A 16961-nucleotide genomic window follows, 5' to 3' on the forward strand; every position below is an offset into this window, starting at 1 on the left:
CTAGCCAGCCCGCGCTGATGCCTGACTGCAAACCATCAGATTCGATGGGGTTATTGAAATCGATATCGGCGCCTGCCACCGACCACAGACCTGAACCGTGACGGTTTTCCCGTCGGGGGCTTCTATGTCGCTCAGCACCAAGCCCAAACCGGCATCCTCTGGCAGTTTACCGAAGTAATTGTCTGCCGGAAGACCCTGCTGAGCCGACCAAAGAGCCGCACCCTCGGCCAAGCTAGTAAGCCTCTTTTGAAAAATGACCAGCGATGTTGCCGCGACAATCACCAACAGCGTGGCCGTTGAAAACATCAGCAACCCAATAAACATAGGCGCCATCGACCCCCGCTCAGATCGAACACCTTCAGGACGCAAGCTGAATCGAGGCCGCATCATGGCACCGGCAGGAATGAAGTAGCCGAGACGGCACCGATTTGCACCCTCAGTGCTGCGATGCTGCCAGAGTCAGCGCAACTTCCAGCGCAATCCAATACCCAACTCACCTTTGATCCAACCTGAAACTGGGCAGTCAGGTCGTCAACGGTTTCTTGGATTGGCAATCCATGCAGCAGGTGTGACCTGAGAGCGTGCCTAGATATCGATTCAGATGCAATCTGGTCATGCTGCCAAGCAAGCAGAGCGGTGCCAGAGGCCAGCAGGGTCAGCTGAAGCAGTAGACCCAGGACAACAAACTCAATCAGGCTCGATCCTCGCTCATCATTCAGCTTCACGCTGGGCATGTGACACCTCGTTCAGCTCCAGACTGGGTGCTAAGAACCCCAACGTTGGAATCTTGATAGAGGCTTGGACTCTTTCAGTGCTAATTCCGTCAGAATCCAATCGACTGCAAAGCACTGTGGTCGACCATTCCGGACCAAATGTGTGGGCAAGCAGCTCCCGGCTGCGAGCGCACCCGGTGGCGGAGGTCTGATCAGCTAGTGCTGCGAATCGAGCCCCTTCAACAGCGGCATCCAGTAAAAGCGAACGACTAAAGCCAGCGAGGAGCACGCTGATTACAGTTAGGCTGAGCAAAATCGCTGGTGCGGCGAGAAGAACGAATTCCACCACCGATGAGCCACGCTCTGGATCTGCTTTAGAATGCGACAACTTTATTCATGGCCTGCTGAAACACACCCTGCAGAGCTGGTCCGGCAACAGTCCACATCAGCACAACCAAACCTGCGGTCATCAGCGTGATTAGGACCCAACCTGGAACATCTCCGCGGTCATCGATTAGTTTCTTCATTTTTTCCTCCTAGATGTAATTCAGATTGAGCAGTTGCAAACTTGGGTAAATCGCAAAGAGGACGGTAACCGGCAGGATCAAGAACACCAGGGGAATAAGCATCCGTGTTTCGTTTCGGCCAGCAATTCGTGACAGCTGGTTGCGCATGTCACCGCGACTGGCAGAGGCCTGCTCAGCCAAAACTGAGACCAGCGGTGTGCCCCGCTCAAAAGACCACAGCAATTTGTGGCAAAACTCCTGAACCTGTCTCGAAGGTAGCCGCTGTGAAAGCGCGGTGATTTCGCGCTCGAGACTTGAGCCCTGATCCAGGCTCACCACAATCCGGTCCAGCTCCGCAGCCAAGCTTCCGTTCATTCGACCGCGCAAATGAGATATCGCCGCGTAAAGCCCCGACCCGGAGAACACGGCTACCCACAGCAAATCGATAAAGTCCGGCAATTCAAGATTGACCCGATCGAGCCGCCGCTTGGCAGTAACCTTCTGCCTCAGCCACATCGATAACTGGTCAAATTTGGTTGCAAAACTGCCCTCTTTGGCCGAATCCAGCTGAGTACTAGATGCATTGATGCGTGCCATCAACCTGTTTCCACTCGCAGGCTTGAGCGCCAGGGCACCCAAGTAAAAGGCTGCGCCCAGCAACCCTGCAGCAAACCAAATCACCATTAGCCAAACACCCTCGGTTGCTGCGGGAGTACTGCCATTACGTGAATGAGCCGATAGGCACCGAGTGAGACTATGAAGCCAACGAGCAATACCGCCGAGCCGTTCGCAGTATTGTAAATCGCGGCGTTCTCGGGCCTACTCGACAACAGAGCAACAATTATCCACGGAGCAGCGACAGCTAACTTGGCCGTGCCGGCAACCCAACTCTGCTTGGATTCAAGCTGCCCTATCAGCAGCAAATCTTCTCTCAATTGCTTGGACTGGGCTTTGAGAGCCGGCGCCAACCCCTCGCCGCCGTTCAAACTAGATAGGCGAAGTAATTCGATGAGTCGGTCGGAGTGGGCCTCGCCGAATTGAGACTTCAGCCAATCGAGAGAATCTAAATTTGACCAACCTGAATCGAGCCTCCGATTGAAACCGGCAAAAGCCTGTCGAAACCTCATGGGGCCACGTTGGGCGAGGGCATCAAATGCTTCTGGGATGGAGATTCCTGCCGAGACCGCCGAGGACATCGAGTCAACTACCTCAGGCCACGCCTTGATGAGCTCCGACCTTCGGTTTTGGGCAATAAGCGCAAGCGCCTCAAACCCCAAACCAACTAAACCCAAGGTTGCAAAAACCGCAAGAGCTGCCACTTTCGATGCCAAGAACAGCGCGTAGCCCACGAAACCTGACAGCAAAATCAAGCCCGATAAGAAGCCTGAAACACCAACGCGATGCAAGCCTGCGCCCTCGAGAGTCGATCTAAGCCAACGCATCTGTTGCCTCTATCTTTGAAACTTTAATGTCTCCAGAAAGCCATTCCACGCGAGAGATCTCCCGCACGCTTCTAGCACCACTGGAAGCCAGCTCACAGTGCACCACCAACTGAATGCAGTTGGCTACTGTCGGATCGACAAAGCTACTGGTGATGTTCTGGCCGGCCAGGAGAGGCAGCGTACACAGCTTGGAAATCGCCTCAGCGGCTGAATTGGCATGAATGGTACAAAGGCCCGGTAGCCCAGAATTTAGCGCAATCAGAAGGTCAAGACTCTCGGCCTCGCGGACCTCTCCGACCACCAAACGGGTTGGCCGCATTCTGAGTGACTCTTTGACCAACCGCCTTAGAGATACCTCTCCAACGCCTTCAAGGTTTGACTGACGAGTCTGCATTGCCACCCAGTCGGCACCCTGAATTCGAATTTCAAAAGTCTCCTCGACCGAGATGATGCGTTCGGTAACCGGCAGTTCGGCTAGCAAGGCGCAGAGCATGGTGGTCTTCCCAGATTGAGTGGCCCCAGACACCAAAATGTTTTGACCTGCTCGAACCGCCTGGGAAAGAAAGTGCGCCTGGTTCTCGCTTATGGCACCTCGGACGACCAGGTCGGCGAGCGAGATAATCCGCTTGGGAAACTTACGAATATTTAGCGACCAATGCTGCCTGGTGATGTCTGGGATAACTACGTGCAGGCGTGATCCATCCGGGAGCGACGCGTCAACGAATGGTGATGACCGGTCCAGCCTTCGGCCAGTTGAGCGCAGCATTCTCTCAATGACGTTCCTGAGTTGGTCATCGGTGAATTCAACCGAGTGCGTCTCAGGCCTGCCACCCCTTGCGCAATGGATCTCTCCCGGTCGGTTAATCCAAACCTCTTCAATCCCATCGTCTGACAGGAAATCCTGCAGAAAACCGAACCCAAAGAGTTCATGGCTAGCTCGGGTGGCTAACCATGATTCTTGACTAACCAAAGCTGGCTCTGCCTCAATTAGTTCATCCAGCGCTAATTCGAGCGCTTGATCTGCGGGAAGACTGTTTTCGTGCGCAAGCAATCGGGCTTTTGACCCGATTTTCTCAACGATTGAGCTCACTTTTACTCCGATTTTGGATGGCTGCTCAATATTTATTGACTTTTTTTGCGATTACCGAAGTTATCCACAGAGACTATCCCTTATGCTTATAAGGCATGCGGGAGTGGCGAAATTGGCAGACGCACTGGATTTAGGTTCCAGCGCCGCGAGGCGTGTGGGTTCAAGTCCCACCTTCCGCACCAGCTAGAACAGCCGGACAAGTTTTTACTTGGTCCGGCTTTTTCTTTTAACTGCTCTGGCTTCTGCTTTTTAGCGGCTGTGGATTTTATTGGCGCGAACGTAATCGGCTATCAATACGGCAAATGCCACCGTGTGAACAATTACCACTAGCCAGACAACCCATTCGAGCCTCGCCCAATCGGCTGGCATCCGCACCCACTCAATTCCTAGTGAAGCCGGGTCGGCTGCCCTCGGACTGACCAATGCGGCCACTGGGGAAAACAAACCGTGACCGGCTGAAGCCGAAGCCTGGACCTGAGCGTTGTACACCTGGAGGTTTGCGGCCAGGATGGCATGAAGGTTCACCGTATTAGCCGCAGCAAGAGCCACAAGAATAAGCCGACGCCCAAGTTTTAGTGCCCAAACCAGAGCCAGGACCGCAAATGCTTGTGCCAGATACCGCTCGTGCACACGCGTCGGCAGCATAAAAAAGCCAAAAAGAAGAAGAGCAAATGCCGTCAAAACTTGTTCGGGATTATGTCGCTTGATAAGCATCCAAAAAATTCCAGCCGCCAGGAGAAGAAACAGCACAGTCCCCCAGATACCCGCTGGAATACCGAGGATTGGCAGGTTATCCATGCGCCAATAAACCGTACCGGTTTCAATTTGCTGCGCCAACGAAGGTGAACCAATCAGTGCCCATGGGTTGTACGCGTTTGCGGTGAGGACCGGGAACAGTCCGGCGGTTGCAAAATACTGATAAAGCAGTCCAAGCAGGTCACCCAGGATAGGAACGTCCCTAAGCCCACTGTTGACGTAGGACTCCATCGACCAAGGAACAGCAATCAGGGTGAACGTTAGCAAACCGGTACCGATTGTCGATGCGAATCTTCTAGCCCTTAGTTCACGATGAACAATCTGCCCAATCAGAACCGGCAGCAGGATCAGCACTACCAGCGCACCCTGCGGTTTGGTCAGGACAGCGAGGACCAAAAACACGGATGAAAGCTCGGGTTTTTTATCGATAACAAATATGACGGCCAGCAGCATAGGCAAGGCGGCTAGCGAGTCAACTTGACCCCAAATCGCTGAGACGTACCAAGTGACCGGAACAAATAGATAAAGCCCGGCAGCGATCAGGCCAATTTTGGAGCCAAACCATTTACGTCCAGCAAATGCCAGTGCTCCGGCTACTCCGAGGTCGGCAAATATAGATGGCAACTTCAGGAGAGTCCAGGTATTGACCGAACCCAAGACCTCGCCATAGGGCCGGATTTCCCTACCGAGCCACAACAGCCCCTGCAAAATGTCGGCAAAAACCGGCGGGTAATTCATGGCCGGCAAGTAGGTATAGGCGTCATAACCCCACTGGTCGATTTCAATCATCCAGTCGACGAACGTGGCAAGGTCCCACGCGAATCCTTGATTTAGAAATACGCCAAACGCCAGATACCAGCGCAAAATCAATCCGGCGGACATCAGCCCAGTAAGAATGAGCCAAAATCTGCGAATCGACATTTTGACCCCTAAACCAACCTAGATAACTGAAACAGTGTCGGAATTGTGGTCAATTGTGAAGGTGCGACCGCCACGCTTAATCACTTCAACCCCACTGCCACCCTCGGTTGCAATTCCCAACTCACTGATAATCCCAGCGAACAGGCTCTCCAACGAATCTCCGTCTAGCGAAGTAGCCAGATACCAAGACGGATGCACTTCGCCGCATCGGGCAACTGCCACCGAGTCCTTAGCTGCACCGGAGGTAAAACTTGCCAGTACCTGTGCACCACGAGCCGAGGAAACTTCTGACCAAGTTTGGGATTTCATGCCATTGCTTAGCTGAGCCACTTCGCCGGCCCTGAGAGGTGCAAATTCTTCAACGAACACTCCGAGTACATCGCGAACAAGACGCCCGCCATAACCGCCCAGCTTCACTGCATCACGCTCATTGGAGATTCCGCTGAAGTAAGAAACCACTAGGCTTCCGTGGTTGCTTGCGTACTCAATAAGCTGCGCCTCGGTGTTTTCACTAATCAGATAAAGCATCGGAGCCAGGACCACCTTGTAGCGCGACAGCTCCTCGACCGATGAATTGGGCTTAACGAAATCGACCCGTGCGCCCAACTTCCACAGTGCCGCGTACCACTCGTGAGCAACATCGGTGTATGAAAGGTTTTCAGACGGAAGGTTCTTTTGTGACAGCGCCCACCACGACTCGTAATCGAACATGATTGCGATCTCAGCCGATTCTGTTTCAGTGCCAACCAGATCAGCCAGCTCGCCGAGCTTCGAACCAAGTTCAACAACATTTCGCCAGGTTCGGCTGTCGGTCCCGGTGTGAGGAACCATTGCCGAGTGGAACTTCTCTGAGCCGCTGATTGATGCACGCCACTGGAAGAACATGGCGCCATCAGAACCGCGTGCCACGTGCGAGAGTGAGTTTTTCAGCATCTGCCCAGGCTCTTTGGCCAGGTTGTTTGGCTGCCAATTCACCGCGCTGGTTGAATGCTCCATGAGCAACCACGATTTTCCTTTGGCCCAACCACGGGTTAGGTCAGCTTCAAAGGCCAAATCGATGTGGTTCTCAGGATCTTCGGCAATCAGGTAGTGGTCGGTCGATACAAAATCAACCTCCTCTGCCCACTTCCAGTAGTTCATGAACTTGGTGTGTTTCATGGTCATAAAGTTCGTGGTGATTGGGTGAACTTCATCAATCGCACGGATAGCGTCTCGCTCCATGGTGAACAGCGCCAAAATCTCGTCATTCGAGAAACGGAAGTAGTCGAGCATCATCGATGGGTTTGGATAGGTGCCGTCCGGAGTCTGGCGCGGTGGCAAAATTTCATCCCAGTGGTGATAGCGCTGGGACCAAAAACTGGTTCCCCAGGCCTTATTCAGCTCATCTAGCGCACCGTACTTGTCACGCAGATAGCGACGCCAGGAGGCCGCGCTGACATCACAGAAACACATCGGATTGTGGCAACCGTATTCGTTATTTACGTGCCACATTTTTAGTGCCGGGTGTTGACCGTACCTTCGCGCCAACTGTTCAGCCAAAGCCTTAGCCCGTTCACGGTAAATCGGTGAGCTAGCGCAATAGGCCTGACGACCTCCGTGCGAGAGACGAGTGCCGGATTGGTTTACTGGCAAAACCTCTGGGTACTTGACTGTCAACCATGCTGGCGGCGAAGCCGTGGCGGTGGCAAGGTCAATTCCGATTCCGTTTTCGTGCATAATTTCGAAAACTTCGTCAAGCCAATCAAAGCGGTAATCACCTTCGGCAAACTCCAAATTTGCCCAGGCAAATACGCCCAGAGTCACGAGATTTACGCCTGCTTCGCGCATCAACCGCGCGTCCTCCAGCCAAACCTCTCGGCTCCACTGGTCAGGGTTGTAGTCCCCGCCGTACTGCAGTTGGCTTGGTTTGAATTGAGGCATTTTTAGACTCGCTGTACCTCTACCAAGAAGCCATTTTCTGGAGCAAGGATTGGTGGACGAACACCGATCTTTGAAAGTGCGGCACCCGACAATTCGACGCCGTCAATCCAGGTAGGCATTCCTCGCTGAACGTACTCAGGTGAACCGGCAGGCTGGACCATCTTGATTCGATAGTTGGCCTTCGGGTCAAGACCCTCTAGGCGCAGTGCGGTAGGTGTCATACCTGGAATCGCACGAAGAGTCACGTAGGCAAAAATTGCCTTGGACTTATCCTGCGAGACCACGCCGTGAACAAATGAGCTGTCGTCAGGTTGCTCAACACGAATCATTTTTCCGGTGTGTAGCAGCGATCGGTTGGCCTTGTAGTAGCTTGCCCAACTCTTTAGTGCAGCGCGCTCTTCAGGAGTGGTTTCAGTGACATCCCACTCGATTCCAGCGTGGCCAAATAGAGCCGAAATAGCGCGGAACGACAGCGAGTGGGTGCGATGAGTGGTGTGCGAGTGGGTCGGCCCGATGTGAGATCCGAGCATCTCAGGTGGAATCGCAAACTGGGTGTATCGCTGAATGTATTGACGCTCCAGTGCATCATTGCAGTCACTGGTCCAGAAACGGTCAGCGTGTTCGACCATACCGAGGTCAATACGGCCACCGCCAGACGAACAAGATTCAATTTCTAGGCCAGGGTGGTTGGCTTTCAATTGGTCAAACAGGCGGTAAATTGCCTTGGTCTGCTCGCGAACAGCAGCCTGACCAAGGTGAGCGGCCTCGATCAAGGGGCGGTTGTGATCCCACTTGATGTAGGCAATGTCATACTCGCTGAGAATTGCATCAACCTGCCCGAATACGTGGTCGTAAGCACCCTGGTGAGTAAGGTCAAGTACCTGCTGAAATCTACCCTCAGGCGGCACTCGGTCGCCAACGTGCAAAATCCACTCTGGGTGCGCGCGGTAAAGGTCTGAATCTGGGTTGACCATTTCTCCTTCAAACCAGAGCCCAAATTCCATTCCGCGTGACTTCACAACGTCGATGAGCGGCTTCAAACCATTCGGCCAAACATCCTTAGAAACCACCCAGTCCCCCAAGCCTGAGTGGTCGTCGCGTCGAGATCCAAACCAGCCGTCGTCCAGAACAAATCGTTCAACACCGATTTCCTGCGCAACGTCAGCAAGTTGCTCCAGCTTCTCAAGATTGTGGTTGAAGTAAACCGCCTCCCACACATTCAGAGTCAATGGACGTGGGCGAACATTACTTGGGTGGGTCGGGCGCGAGCGCAACCAGCGGTAGTGGCGATCGGTGATGCCATCAACACCCTCGCCTGAGTAGCTGGCCACAACAGTCGGAGCCTCATAGATCTCTCCTGCAGCCAGGATGACTTCACCCGGCAGCAAAAGCTCGCCGGCACCCATGGTGGTGCGGCCAGTTGGCTGGCGCTCCACTAGGTGACGGGTGTTTCCGCTCCACTGCAGACCAAGAGAGAAAACCTCGCCGCGCTGGTAGTCAGCGTCTTTGGTCATGGCCAACTGGACGATTGTGTAGTCATGGCCAGTGCGACCTTCGCGAATTTCGCGGGCCCAGGTTCCGACCTGAATCTCGCGTCGCTGAGGCTGACGCTCCTTGACCCATCGGCCGGTAAAGTCAACGGTCTCCGAAACGTAATCCGGGATTGGCAACCAGGTGGTTAGCTCGCCTAGCGAGAAGGAAGTGGTGCCAAGGTTTTTGATGGTCTGAGAAATTTTTAGGATGCCCGAGGCGCCCAATTCGAAGTTGGCTGTTACCTCAAGGCCCGCGGCAAGATCTGCGCTTCGAACAAATAGAGTGTTTTCGCCCGCCGAAACTTCGGTGATGTCAAACATTTGTGACCAGTCCTGGCCATCGCGGTGCCCCTGCACTGCTGGGCGGCCTAGGTAGCCACGAGAATTCTCACGCCAGATGCCTGGGTTCTGAAATGCATCCAAATCTGAGTGAGGTAAACCCTCCTGCATCGCGCTCAAAAGACTCTTGGCATCGATGGCGCTGCCGAGGTCAGCACCCCAGTGCAACACCACAGGCCTGCCGGTAGACAAATCAATAATTACTGAGACGCCGTCGGCTGAAAGAGTGTAAAAAGTTTGAGCGGTCATTTTGAAAAATCCTCAGGATGTTTGGGTGTTGCTTTGATTTTGAAACGGGGATTAAAGAAGGTCCGGTGTCGCCGATGTTGCACGCCACCGGACCTCCCTTGTAATCAACTCACTACTGGAATAGTGCCTTTACCTGGTCGTTCGCTGCAGTTAGCGAGTCGGCCTTTGCCTTGCCAGACATGATGGCTTCCATTGCTGGGGTCATGATGTCGTTGATCTTTGACTTCTTGTCTGCAATTGGGAACAAGAAGGTGGTGCCGTTCTCGATGTGTGTGGAGAACGCTGATACGTCAACGCCCTTTGCCTGCATCGCTGCTACAGCCTTGTCGGTTGCAGATGGGATAGCTGGGAACACAACTGCAGCCTCAGCTACAACGTCCTGACATGCAGCTGAACCTAGGTATTTAACCCACTGCCATGCAGCTTCTGGGTTCTCGGTGGTTGCAGAGATGTTGTCTGCTAGACCGTTGTACATAGATGCACGTGAACCGGTTGGGCCAACTGGGGTCGCAGCAAGAGCTGGCTCAAAAGTGTCGCTCTTCGCGCCAAAGATTGAACCGGTCATCCATGAACCGTTTGAAGCCATTGCAACAGTTCCGGCAGCTAGCTGGTCTGACCAGCCCACACCCTGCTGCTGGTCGAATGAAGGCATGTAGCCCTTCTCAACTAGGCTGTACCACCAGTCGATGGTCTCCTGTAGCTTGATGTCGTCGTAGTGGTAGTTGGTGTCCCAAGGACCGTCGTTTACCTTCCAGCCGTTAGCAGCTGCGAGGAATGACCACTGAGTCTGACCATCGCCACCGCCTGAGCCTTCCATCCAGATACCGTAGGTCTTGACCTTGCTCTTGTCGAAGCCAGCCTCGTCACCGCGAACGCCGTTTTCGTCAACGGTTAGGTGAGCAATTGCCTTCTCGTAGGTTCCACCGTCGGCTGGGTTCCAGTCAAGGTTGCTCATGTCCACGCCAGCTGCATCGGTTAGCTGCTTGTTGTAGAACAAAGCGATGGTGTCAAAGTCCTTTGGAAGACCGTACTGAACACCATCAGGTGAGGTCCAAAGTGATGCAAGACCTGGCTGGTAGGTGTTGTCTACGTCTACGCCGTCACGAGCAATGTACTCGTCAAGGGCAAGAATGGTGCCGTTGGCAACGAACTCTGGGTAGAACGCAAGGTGTGAGGTGAAAACGTCATAGCCATCGCCTGATACGAAGCCAGCGTTAACCTTCTTCCAGTAGTCATCCCAACCGATCTGCTCGATCTCGATGGTGATGTCTGGGTTAGCTGCGGTGAAGTCATCAGCACACTGCTGGTAAGCAGGCAACTGGTTTGAGTCCCATAGACCGTAGCTGATGGTGCCCTTTGCCTCAGGCGCTGCTTCTGGAGCACAACCAGCTAGCACTAGAGGAAGAGATGCTACTGCAGCAACTGCTACAGCCTTCTTCATAATCTTCTTCATTGAATTTCCTTTTTTATATAGTTGTCGGCAGCTAGTAGGCAGCCTGTAGCTCGTCCGGCGAACGAGCCCCCTGTTGTCAAATACTGGTTACTTGACTCCAGAAGCTTGGATGGACCCGACGATCTTCTTACCGAAGAAGATCATGAGTAGAACCATTGGAATGGCAGCCACCAGGGCACCTGCCATCAGGCCACCCCAGTCGGGGCTTCCCTGAGGTGTCTGCGATTTGAAGACACCCAATCCAACGGTCAAAACTGTGGAGCTTGGTTTTCCTGATCCCACATAGAACGGCCATAGATAGTCGTTCCAGTAGTTGATGAACTGCAGGATTGCCAAGGTGATGATTTGTGGCCAAGCTAGTGGCGCAACAATCTTGAAGAAAATACGGATGTGCGATGCGCCATCGATGATGGCCGCCTCAATAATGCTTAGGTTTGTTCCCAAGAAGAACTGACGCAGGAAGAAAATCGCGAATGGCGACATCAGAAGGTTTGGAAGCATCACACCTAGAAGTGTGTTGAGCAAACCTAGCTCGCGAATCAATAGGTAGTTTGGCAGCACCAAGAAGATGCCGGGCACGGTCATCGAGATCAAGAAGACAAAGAATAGAGCGTCTCGACCGCGGAACTTCAAGATAGAGAAGGCATACGCTGCTGCGGCGCTGAAGAGAACCTGAGAGACGGTAACCACGGTACAAACGATGACCGAGTTGATCGCGTACTGACCAAAGTTGATGTCAGCACCTGAACCACCTTCGGCCAAGGCATCGGCGTTTGAAGCCAAACCAAGGACTCGCTCAAATCCACCCCAGGTGAAGTTGACCGGCAAGAGACTAAACGGGTCACTGAACAGGGTCTTGGTGGTGCTAAGTGCGGTGCGCAGCATCCAGTAGATCGGAAATAGCGTGGCTAGAACAGTGATACCGAGTAGGACGTATCCAACAACTCGAGCTGGGACGCTCTGAGACTGAACCTCGTCTGGCTGCTCGCGCATGCTCTTGGCTTTTAGTTTTAGAAGACTCATGGCTTATCGGTCCATATCTGACTGGTTGGCACCAAGAAGCTTGGTTTGAGCAAAGGCAATCAACGACAGCATGACCATGAGTGCAACTGAAATTGCTGCAGCGTAACCGAACTCGTTGTTGCCCCAGGCGGTGTCGGCAATCAGGATGCTGAAGGTTCGCGTGGCGTGGATTGGTCCACCGCCGGTTGTTACTGCGATGGTGTCGAAAATCTGGAAGGCTCCAGTAACTGTGATGACCATAACGAAGGCCATAACTGGACGAAGCAGAGGCAAGGTGATGCTGCGGAAGGTTCTCCACTCGCCAGCTCCATCGATGGCCGATGCCTCGTAGATGTCTTTTGGAATTGCCTGTAGGCCGGCAAAAATCAGAAGTGCGGTGTAGCCGAGGTGGCGCCAAACGTTGATCATGGCGATGGTCGGCATCGCTAGCTCACCCGAGAAAAATGTGACGCGGTCAATGCTAAAGAAATCGAGGGCAGAATTGATGAAACCTAGGTTGTAGTCGAGCAGCCAGAACCAAACCATTGCGACGATTACGTTCGAAATCAAGTAAGGAAGCAGAACAATTCCACGGATCACTACTGATTTGGTGAATCGGTGCAATAGGACTGCCAGGCCTAGAGCTAGCACTGTCTGGAAACCGATGTTGATAACCACGTACTGCAGAGTCACCCAAAGTGCGTTCCAGAAACGCTCATCGGCAAACATGCGCTCGTAGTTCTCAAGGCCGGTGAATACCGGTGGACGGAAGATGTTGTACTCGGTGAAGCTGAGGTAGACACCGCGAGCGCCAGGGATCAGAACGAAGATCAGAAGCCCCAGAAAAGCCGGCGCGATGAACGGAATAGCAGTAAGAAACTCGCTCTTACGCTTTCTGCGGGTTGCAACCGTCTTTGCCAAAATAACTCCTAGTTCGTGTTGTTGGGTTCACACTATCCGAAGAATTTTGCAATAGTTCACAAAAACTAACAAAAGTAATCAAGTCGTTACAAAATTCGTAACATTCGTTATTTTTTGCTTTTAGAGTTAGTTACAGAACCACCCGTACCGAAGAGAGAGAAACCGAATTGCTAGCTGCACAACGCCAGGGGCTAATCCTCAAAGAGGTTGCCGGCCGCGGAGCTGCGCGAATCTCAGAACTGGCCGAAGAACTCAACGTTTCTGAGATGACAGTTCGACGCGACATCGACCTTCTTGCCGAACAAGGATTGGTCGACAAAGTCCATGGAGGCGCTACCGCCATCGGTTCTAGCTCAGTTTCTGAGCCTCCATTTACTGCCAAGTCATTGCTTGAGTCAGCCAACAAGGATGCAATTGCGGCCCAAGCTGCCAAGCTGGTGCAGCCGGGCGCGGCTATTGCCCTCATGGGAGGCAGCACGGTCTATTCTCTTGCCCGAAAACTTGCGGACATCCCACTACTGACTGTGGTGACCAACTCTTTGCCTGTCTCTGATTTCTTGCACAGCGAGGGCCGAAGCGACCAAACGGTGATTCTGACCGGCGGTATCCGCACCCCTACTGACTCTTTTGTTGGTCAGGTTGCCGTAAACGCCTTTGCTGGCTTCAACCTTGACTTGGTGTTTATGGGAACCCACGGCATGCACCCACACGCGGGTTTTAGCTCACCAAATTTGATCGAGGCAGAAACTAACCGCGCTGTCCTAGCTCAGGCTAGAAAACTCGTAGTTCTTGCCGACCACACTAAATGGGGCGAGATGGGTTTCAGTACCTTTGCTCGCATTGAAGATGCCGATATTCTGGTGACTGATGACGGCATGCCAGAAGACGCCATGGGTATTTTGCGCTCCCGCATTTCGCAGATTGAGCTGGTCAAGCGCCCGCTCTAAAACCGATCGGTAAGCGCTGAGCTAGCCGATATCGAAAATTAGGTACCTGAGTGCCTCGGCAGCGTTGGCAATCCCTGTTCCACAGTTTCCCGAGGTAGCGCAAAGCGTGCCCGATTCAAAAGGCCTGGCCGAACTCATCAGAGCATCGGTGACTTGGTCATAATTTGCATTGGGGCGCACCGATAGCATCAGCGCAACAATGCCTGCAACCACAGGTGCTGCCATGCTGGTACCCGAAATACCCAGGTAGGTGCCGGCTGCTTGCGACGAGGTGCCGGTGTTCCAGGTTGACAGTATCGTGCCGTTGAACGATCCAAATTGACTCAAGTTTGGTGCCCCGTTCGGGTTTTCATAGGTGCCACCCGGCGCCGAGATTTTAACATCGAAGTTTGTGTAGCTGGTTTTGTCACCGCTAAAGCCAGTGGCGCCCACTGAAATTGGACCCAAACAGTTGGTTGGGGACACCGTGGAGTTCGAGACACCTGAGTTTCCGGCAGCGGTCACCAAAATTGAGCCTCTTGCCTGCGCCGCATTGATGGCGCTCTGAACCACAGCAGGGCAGTTTCCAGAAGCCTCTAGCGAGATGTTGATCACTCGAGCTGGGGTTTTGTTTACCGGTACACCTGAGAAGCTCTCACATCCAGGAATGGGTTCATAGTCAACGCCGGCAGCCCAGCGAATGGCATAGGCCAGGTCGCAAGTGGTACCACCCTTTGGGCCCACAACCCTAACCGGTTGAATTTTTACCTTGGGTGCAACACCGATAACACCAGAAGTGTCTTGCTTGGCAGCAATAATGCCTGCCACATGTGTTCCATGCCATTCAGCATCGTCATCGGGATTGTTCGGGTCGTCGTATGGATTGCCCGGGTCTGTGGGGTTCGAATCCCAGCCGTCGCCGTCACCAGATGGGTACCACCCCTCGGTGCCTTCGGGTGCACTCACGCGGTTTCCAACAAAGTCGTAACCGGCCACAGTTTGCCCGTCTAGGTCTGGGTGCCTGGTGATTCCGCTGTCCAGGACAGCAACCACAAGACTAGTTGAGCCCTTGCTTGCGGTCCAGGCGCGGGTTGCTGAAATTCCGTTCGACGCACCCAAATACCACTGGAGGCTGAATAGCGAGTCAGCCGGCAGTGCAACATCGGTGTTGCTTCCCACTCCCCGATAGTTGCTCACCTTGAGTGAGATTTGATAAACCGACTGGCTGCTCAAGCCTGTTAAGTCACAGGAATTAACCGGTGTCTCATTTGAATAGAGTCTGGCTACCGAGCAGGTAGCTACCTGATTGCCGTTCAGCGAGGCAGTGGCAGTGTAGGTTACGTTGAGCCCACCGCGTTGCGAGTAATTCTGAGGCAGCCAAACTGCCACGTAGGTGCCTGATGTTCCAGGCGCAATGGACGAGTCACCAAGGAGAATTGGGTTGGTTGGCTTGGCCGTAGGTTTGCGAATAACCTCTGTCGAATAGGCGCCCCACATGGTTTTGGAATACCTCTTGGTTATTGCCCTAACCCTGAAGTAGTTGTTTACACCAACTGCCAAACCAGCAGAAACTGTCGCCACGGTCGCAGTGGACTTGGTATTCGAAACAATCGTCTTCCAGTCGCCGTACTTAGTTTTTGCCTGGATTGCATATCCGATTGTGGCAGCGCCGTAGGTATAGGCCGGTTTGGTCCACGAAAGCTTGATCTTTGGAGTCCGCGGGGCATCGCTGGTCCAGGCATCAACGCTTCTAACCGATAGAACAGCGCTGGCAGCCTTGTAGGTCACTGCCTGAGCACCCTGAGCGGGCACCAATGTCGCAATGGCAATAAGTGCCGCGATTACTGCAGCAATGCCAGTGCGCGAAGTCTTCATCAGTCCAGACTATGGCTCAAAACTGAAAATGGGCTGAATAACTAAAGGCTCTTTTGCATCAGGATAGTGCCGAGCCAGCGGCCAAACTTGAAACCGACCTTGCCTAGATGACCCTGGTGCTTAAAGCCAAATCGCTCGTGAAGGGCGATCGACGACTCGGCGCCTTTATCTGAGATCACCGCAACAATTTCTTTAACGCCGGCTGCTCGGGACTGCTCAATCAGCTCACCCAGCAATTTCGTACCAACTCGCTTGCCAATGGCCGCGGGGCGCAAATAAATGGAGTCTTCAACGGTCTTTCGGTAGGCGGCCTTTTGACGCCACGGCCCAACGTAGGCAAATCCAAGGGTCTGACCACCGGCCGACTTTGCGACCAAAAAAGGCATACCCAAGCTGGTCAGCCAAGTGAATTTTTCTCGCCACTGCTCGAGAGTCATCGAGTCTTCATCGAAGGTGACAACACTGTTGCGAATGTAATAGTTGTAAATCTCAGCGCATTGCGGAATGTCTTGGAGGGTCGCAGCCTGAATCGTGATTTCGTTGGACTCCGGGACGTCACCCTTAGCTTTTTTTAGTCGAACTAGACGCCAGCGTGATTCTGAATCAAGTGCCAATTTAAATTCCTAACAGGACCAATCGACCGGCGAAAGCCCAGCCGAAACGAGTGCAGCATTTGCATTTGAATATGGTTTTGAACCAAAGAATCCGCGGCGAGCCGACAGCGGGCTCGGGTGGGCCGATGTGATTACGGTGCAGTCGCAAAGCGCACCTTTTAGTTCCTGTGCCTGATTGCCCCACAAAATGGCAACCAGATTTCTACCAACCTGCCGATTCAGCACTGCAACCACCCTGTCGGTGAACTGCGCCCAACCTAGGTTCGAGTGAGCACCAGGTTCAGACAGGTCCGTAGTCAGGTGACGGTTCAGAAGAAATACACCCTGCTGAACCCAGCGAGTAAGGTCGCCTTCGCTAGATACGCCTTTACCTAGATCATCCTTGAGCTCGATCATCATGTTTTTGAGACTGCGCGGAAGAGGCTTTACGTCCTTGGCAACCGCAAACGACAATCCGATGGCGTGACCGGCAGTCGGGTACGGGTCTTGGCCAACAATCAACACTCGCACCTGATCAAGCGGCATCTCAAATGCCTTCATGACCTGCGCCATGGCCGGCACCATTTCAGTTTCTCTAGCCGCCACCTTGAGCTCAAGTTCGTCGAGCAACGGTTTGCTTGTGGCCAGTGCCTGCTGCCAGGTTGGGTGCATTTGCTCGAAAAACATAGTTCAAGCATATGCTCCGCAACCGGGTTAGCGAGC

General features: G+C 53.4%; 16 protein-coding genes and 1 tRNA gene. 2 read left to right on the forward strand and 15 right to left on the reverse strand.

Going from position 1 to position 16961, the window contains the following annotated elements; genetic code table 11:
- The 6 genes from OO731_RS04480 to OO731_RS04505 form a co-directional block, all read right to left on the reverse strand.
- On the reverse strand, positions 1-333 hold the full coding sequence (locus OO731_RS04480; RefSeq protein ID WP_264889804.1) for a hypothetical protein: 333 nt from the start codon (positions 331-333) through the stop codon (positions 1-3).
- A gap of 53 nt (positions 334-386) precedes the next feature.
- Positions 387-734 carry a hypothetical protein gene (locus OO731_RS04485; RefSeq protein ID WP_264889805.1) on the reverse strand — a complete coding sequence of 116 codons (348 nt, stop codon included), beginning with the start codon at positions 732-734 and terminating at the stop codon, positions 387-389.
- Between the two features lie 353 nt (positions 735-1087).
- A complete protein-coding gene (locus tag OO731_RS04490; RefSeq protein ID WP_172956005.1) occupies positions 1088-1240 on the reverse strand; it encodes a hypothetical protein in 153 nt (50 codons plus the stop codon).
- A 9-nt stretch (positions 1241-1249) separates the two neighbouring features.
- Entirely contained in the window at positions 1250-1903 is a 654-nt protein-coding gene (locus tag OO731_RS04495; protein ID WP_264889806.1) for a type II secretion system F family protein, read from the reverse strand.
- On the reverse strand, positions 1903-2661 hold the full coding sequence (locus OO731_RS04500; protein ID WP_264889807.1) for a type II secretion system F family protein: 759 nt from the start codon (positions 2659-2661) through the stop codon (positions 1903-1905). The genes OO731_RS04495 and OO731_RS04500 overlap by 1 nt, the downstream gene beginning before the upstream one ends.
- On the reverse strand, positions 2648-3751 hold the full coding sequence (locus OO731_RS04505; RefSeq protein ID WP_264889808.1) for an ATPase, T2SS/T4P/T4SS family: 1104 nt from the start codon (positions 3749-3751) through the stop codon (positions 2648-2650). The genes OO731_RS04500 and OO731_RS04505 overlap by 14 nt, the downstream gene beginning before the upstream one ends.
- A gap of 97 nt (positions 3752-3848) precedes the next feature.
- On the opposite strand from OO731_RS04505, the gene OO731_RS04510 reads away from it, so the two are divergent.
- Positions 3849-3933, forward strand: a tRNA-Leu gene (locus OO731_RS04510).
- Between the two features lie 67 nt (positions 3934-4000).
- Here the strand turns inward: OO731_RS04510 and OO731_RS04515 are convergent.
- The 6 genes from OO731_RS04515 to OO731_RS04540 form a co-directional block, all read right to left on the reverse strand.
- Entirely contained in the window at positions 4001-5428 is a 1428-nt protein-coding gene (locus OO731_RS04515; protein WP_264889809.1) for a hypothetical protein, read from the reverse strand.
- An 18-nt stretch (positions 5429-5446) separates the two neighbouring features.
- On the reverse strand, positions 5447-7348 hold the full coding sequence (locus tag OO731_RS04520; RefSeq protein WP_264889810.1) for a beta-galactosidase: 1902 nt from the start codon (positions 7346-7348) through the stop codon (positions 5447-5449).
- 2 nt (positions 7349-7350) lie between these two features.
- Entirely contained in the window at positions 7351-9468 is a 2118-nt protein-coding gene (locus OO731_RS04525) for an alpha-galactosidase (protein WP_264889811.1), read from the reverse strand.
- A 112-nt stretch (positions 9469-9580) separates the two neighbouring features.
- Positions 9581-10921: a sugar ABC transporter substrate-binding protein gene (locus OO731_RS04530; RefSeq protein ID WP_264889812.1), complete on the reverse strand. Its 1341-nt coding sequence runs from the start codon at positions 10919-10921 to the stop codon at positions 9581-9583.
- Between the two features lie 87 nt (positions 10922-11008).
- The gene (locus tag OO731_RS04535; protein ID WP_246030920.1) at positions 11009-11944 is read right to left on the reverse strand and encodes a carbohydrate ABC transporter permease; all 936 of its coding nucleotides are present in this window, start codon (positions 11942-11944) and stop codon (positions 11009-11011) included.
- 3 nt (positions 11945-11947) lie between these two features.
- The gene (locus OO731_RS04540) at positions 11948-12844 is read right to left on the reverse strand and encodes a sugar ABC transporter permease (protein WP_216641463.1); all 897 of its coding nucleotides are present in this window, start codon (positions 12842-12844) and stop codon (positions 11948-11950) included.
- Between the two features lie 167 nt (positions 12845-13011).
- Here OO731_RS04540 and OO731_RS04545 point away from each other — a divergent pair, with 167 nt between their 5' ends.
- Entirely contained in the window at positions 13012-13791 is a 780-nt protein-coding gene (locus OO731_RS04545; protein WP_264889813.1) for a DeoR/GlpR family DNA-binding transcription regulator, read from the forward strand.
- A 21-nt stretch (positions 13792-13812) separates the two neighbouring features.
- Here the strand turns inward: OO731_RS04545 and OO731_RS04550 are convergent, their stop codons facing one another.
- The 3 genes from OO731_RS04550 to OO731_RS04560 are packed head-to-tail and all read right to left on the reverse strand — an operon-like array spanning position 13813 to position 16925.
- A complete protein-coding gene (locus OO731_RS04550; RefSeq protein WP_264889814.1) occupies positions 13813-15645 on the reverse strand; it encodes a S8 family serine peptidase in 1833 nt (610 codons plus the stop codon).
- Positions 15646-15686: 41 nt separating this feature from the next.
- Positions 15687-16259, reverse strand: coding sequence for a GNAT family N-acetyltransferase (locus OO731_RS04555; protein WP_264889815.1), 573 nt, complete (start codon positions 16257-16259; stop codon positions 15687-15689).
- Between the two features lie 9 nt (positions 16260-16268).
- Complete coding sequence (locus OO731_RS04560; RefSeq protein WP_264889816.1) at positions 16269-16925, reverse strand: uracil-DNA glycosylase; 657 nt, start codon at positions 16923-16925, stop codon at positions 16269-16271.
- Between the last annotated feature and the right edge of the window lie 36 nt (positions 16926-16961).

The organism is Rhodoluna sp. KAS3 (genome assembly GCF_026000575.1).
GTDB lineage: Bacteria > Actinomycetota > Actinomycetes > Actinomycetales > Microbacteriaceae > Rhodoluna.

Coding starts and splice junctions, on each gene's coding strand:
- OO731_RS04480 (WP_264889804.1), bottom strand. CDS start 333: ATGGCGCCTATGTTTATTGGGTTGCTGATGTTTTCAACGGCCACGCTG.
- OO731_RS04485 (WP_264889805.1), bottom strand. CDS start 734: ATGCCCAGCGTGAAGCTGAATGATGAGCGAGGATCGAGCCTGATTGAG.
- OO731_RS04490 (WP_172956005.1), bottom strand. CDS start 1,240: ATGAAGAAACTAATCGATGACCGCGGAGATGTTCCAGGTTGGGTCCTA.
- OO731_RS04495 (WP_264889806.1), bottom strand. CDS start 1,903: ATGGTGATTTGGTTTGCTGCAGGGTTGCTGGGCGCAGCCTTTTACTTG.
- OO731_RS04500 (WP_264889807.1), bottom strand. CDS start 2,661: ATGCGTTGGCTTAGATCGACTCTCGAGGGCGCAGGCTTGCATCGCGTT.
- OO731_RS04515 (WP_264889809.1), bottom strand. CDS start 5,428: ATGTCGATTCGCAGATTTTGGCTCATTCTTACTGGGCTGATGTCCGCC.
- OO731_RS04520 (WP_264889810.1), bottom strand. CDS start 7,348: ATGCCTCAATTCAAACCAAGCCAACTGCAGTACGGCGGGGACTACAAC.
- OO731_RS04525 (WP_264889811.1), bottom strand. CDS start 9,468: ATGACCGCTCAAACTTTTTACACTCTTTCAGCCGACGGCGTCTCAGTA.
- OO731_RS04530 (WP_264889812.1), bottom strand. CDS start 10,921: ATGAAGAAGATTATGAAGAAGGCTGTAGCAGTTGCTGCAGTAGCATCT.
- OO731_RS04535 (WP_246030920.1), bottom strand. CDS start 11,944: ATGAGTCTTCTAAAACTAAAAGCCAAGAGCATGCGCGAGCAGCCAGAC.
- OO731_RS04550 (WP_264889814.1), bottom strand. CDS start 15,645: ATGAAGACTTCGCGCACTGGCATTGCTGCAGTAATCGCGGCACTTATT.
- OO731_RS04560 (WP_264889816.1), bottom strand. CDS start 16,925: ATGTTTTTCGAGCAAATGCACCCAACCTGGCAGCAGGCACTGGCCACA.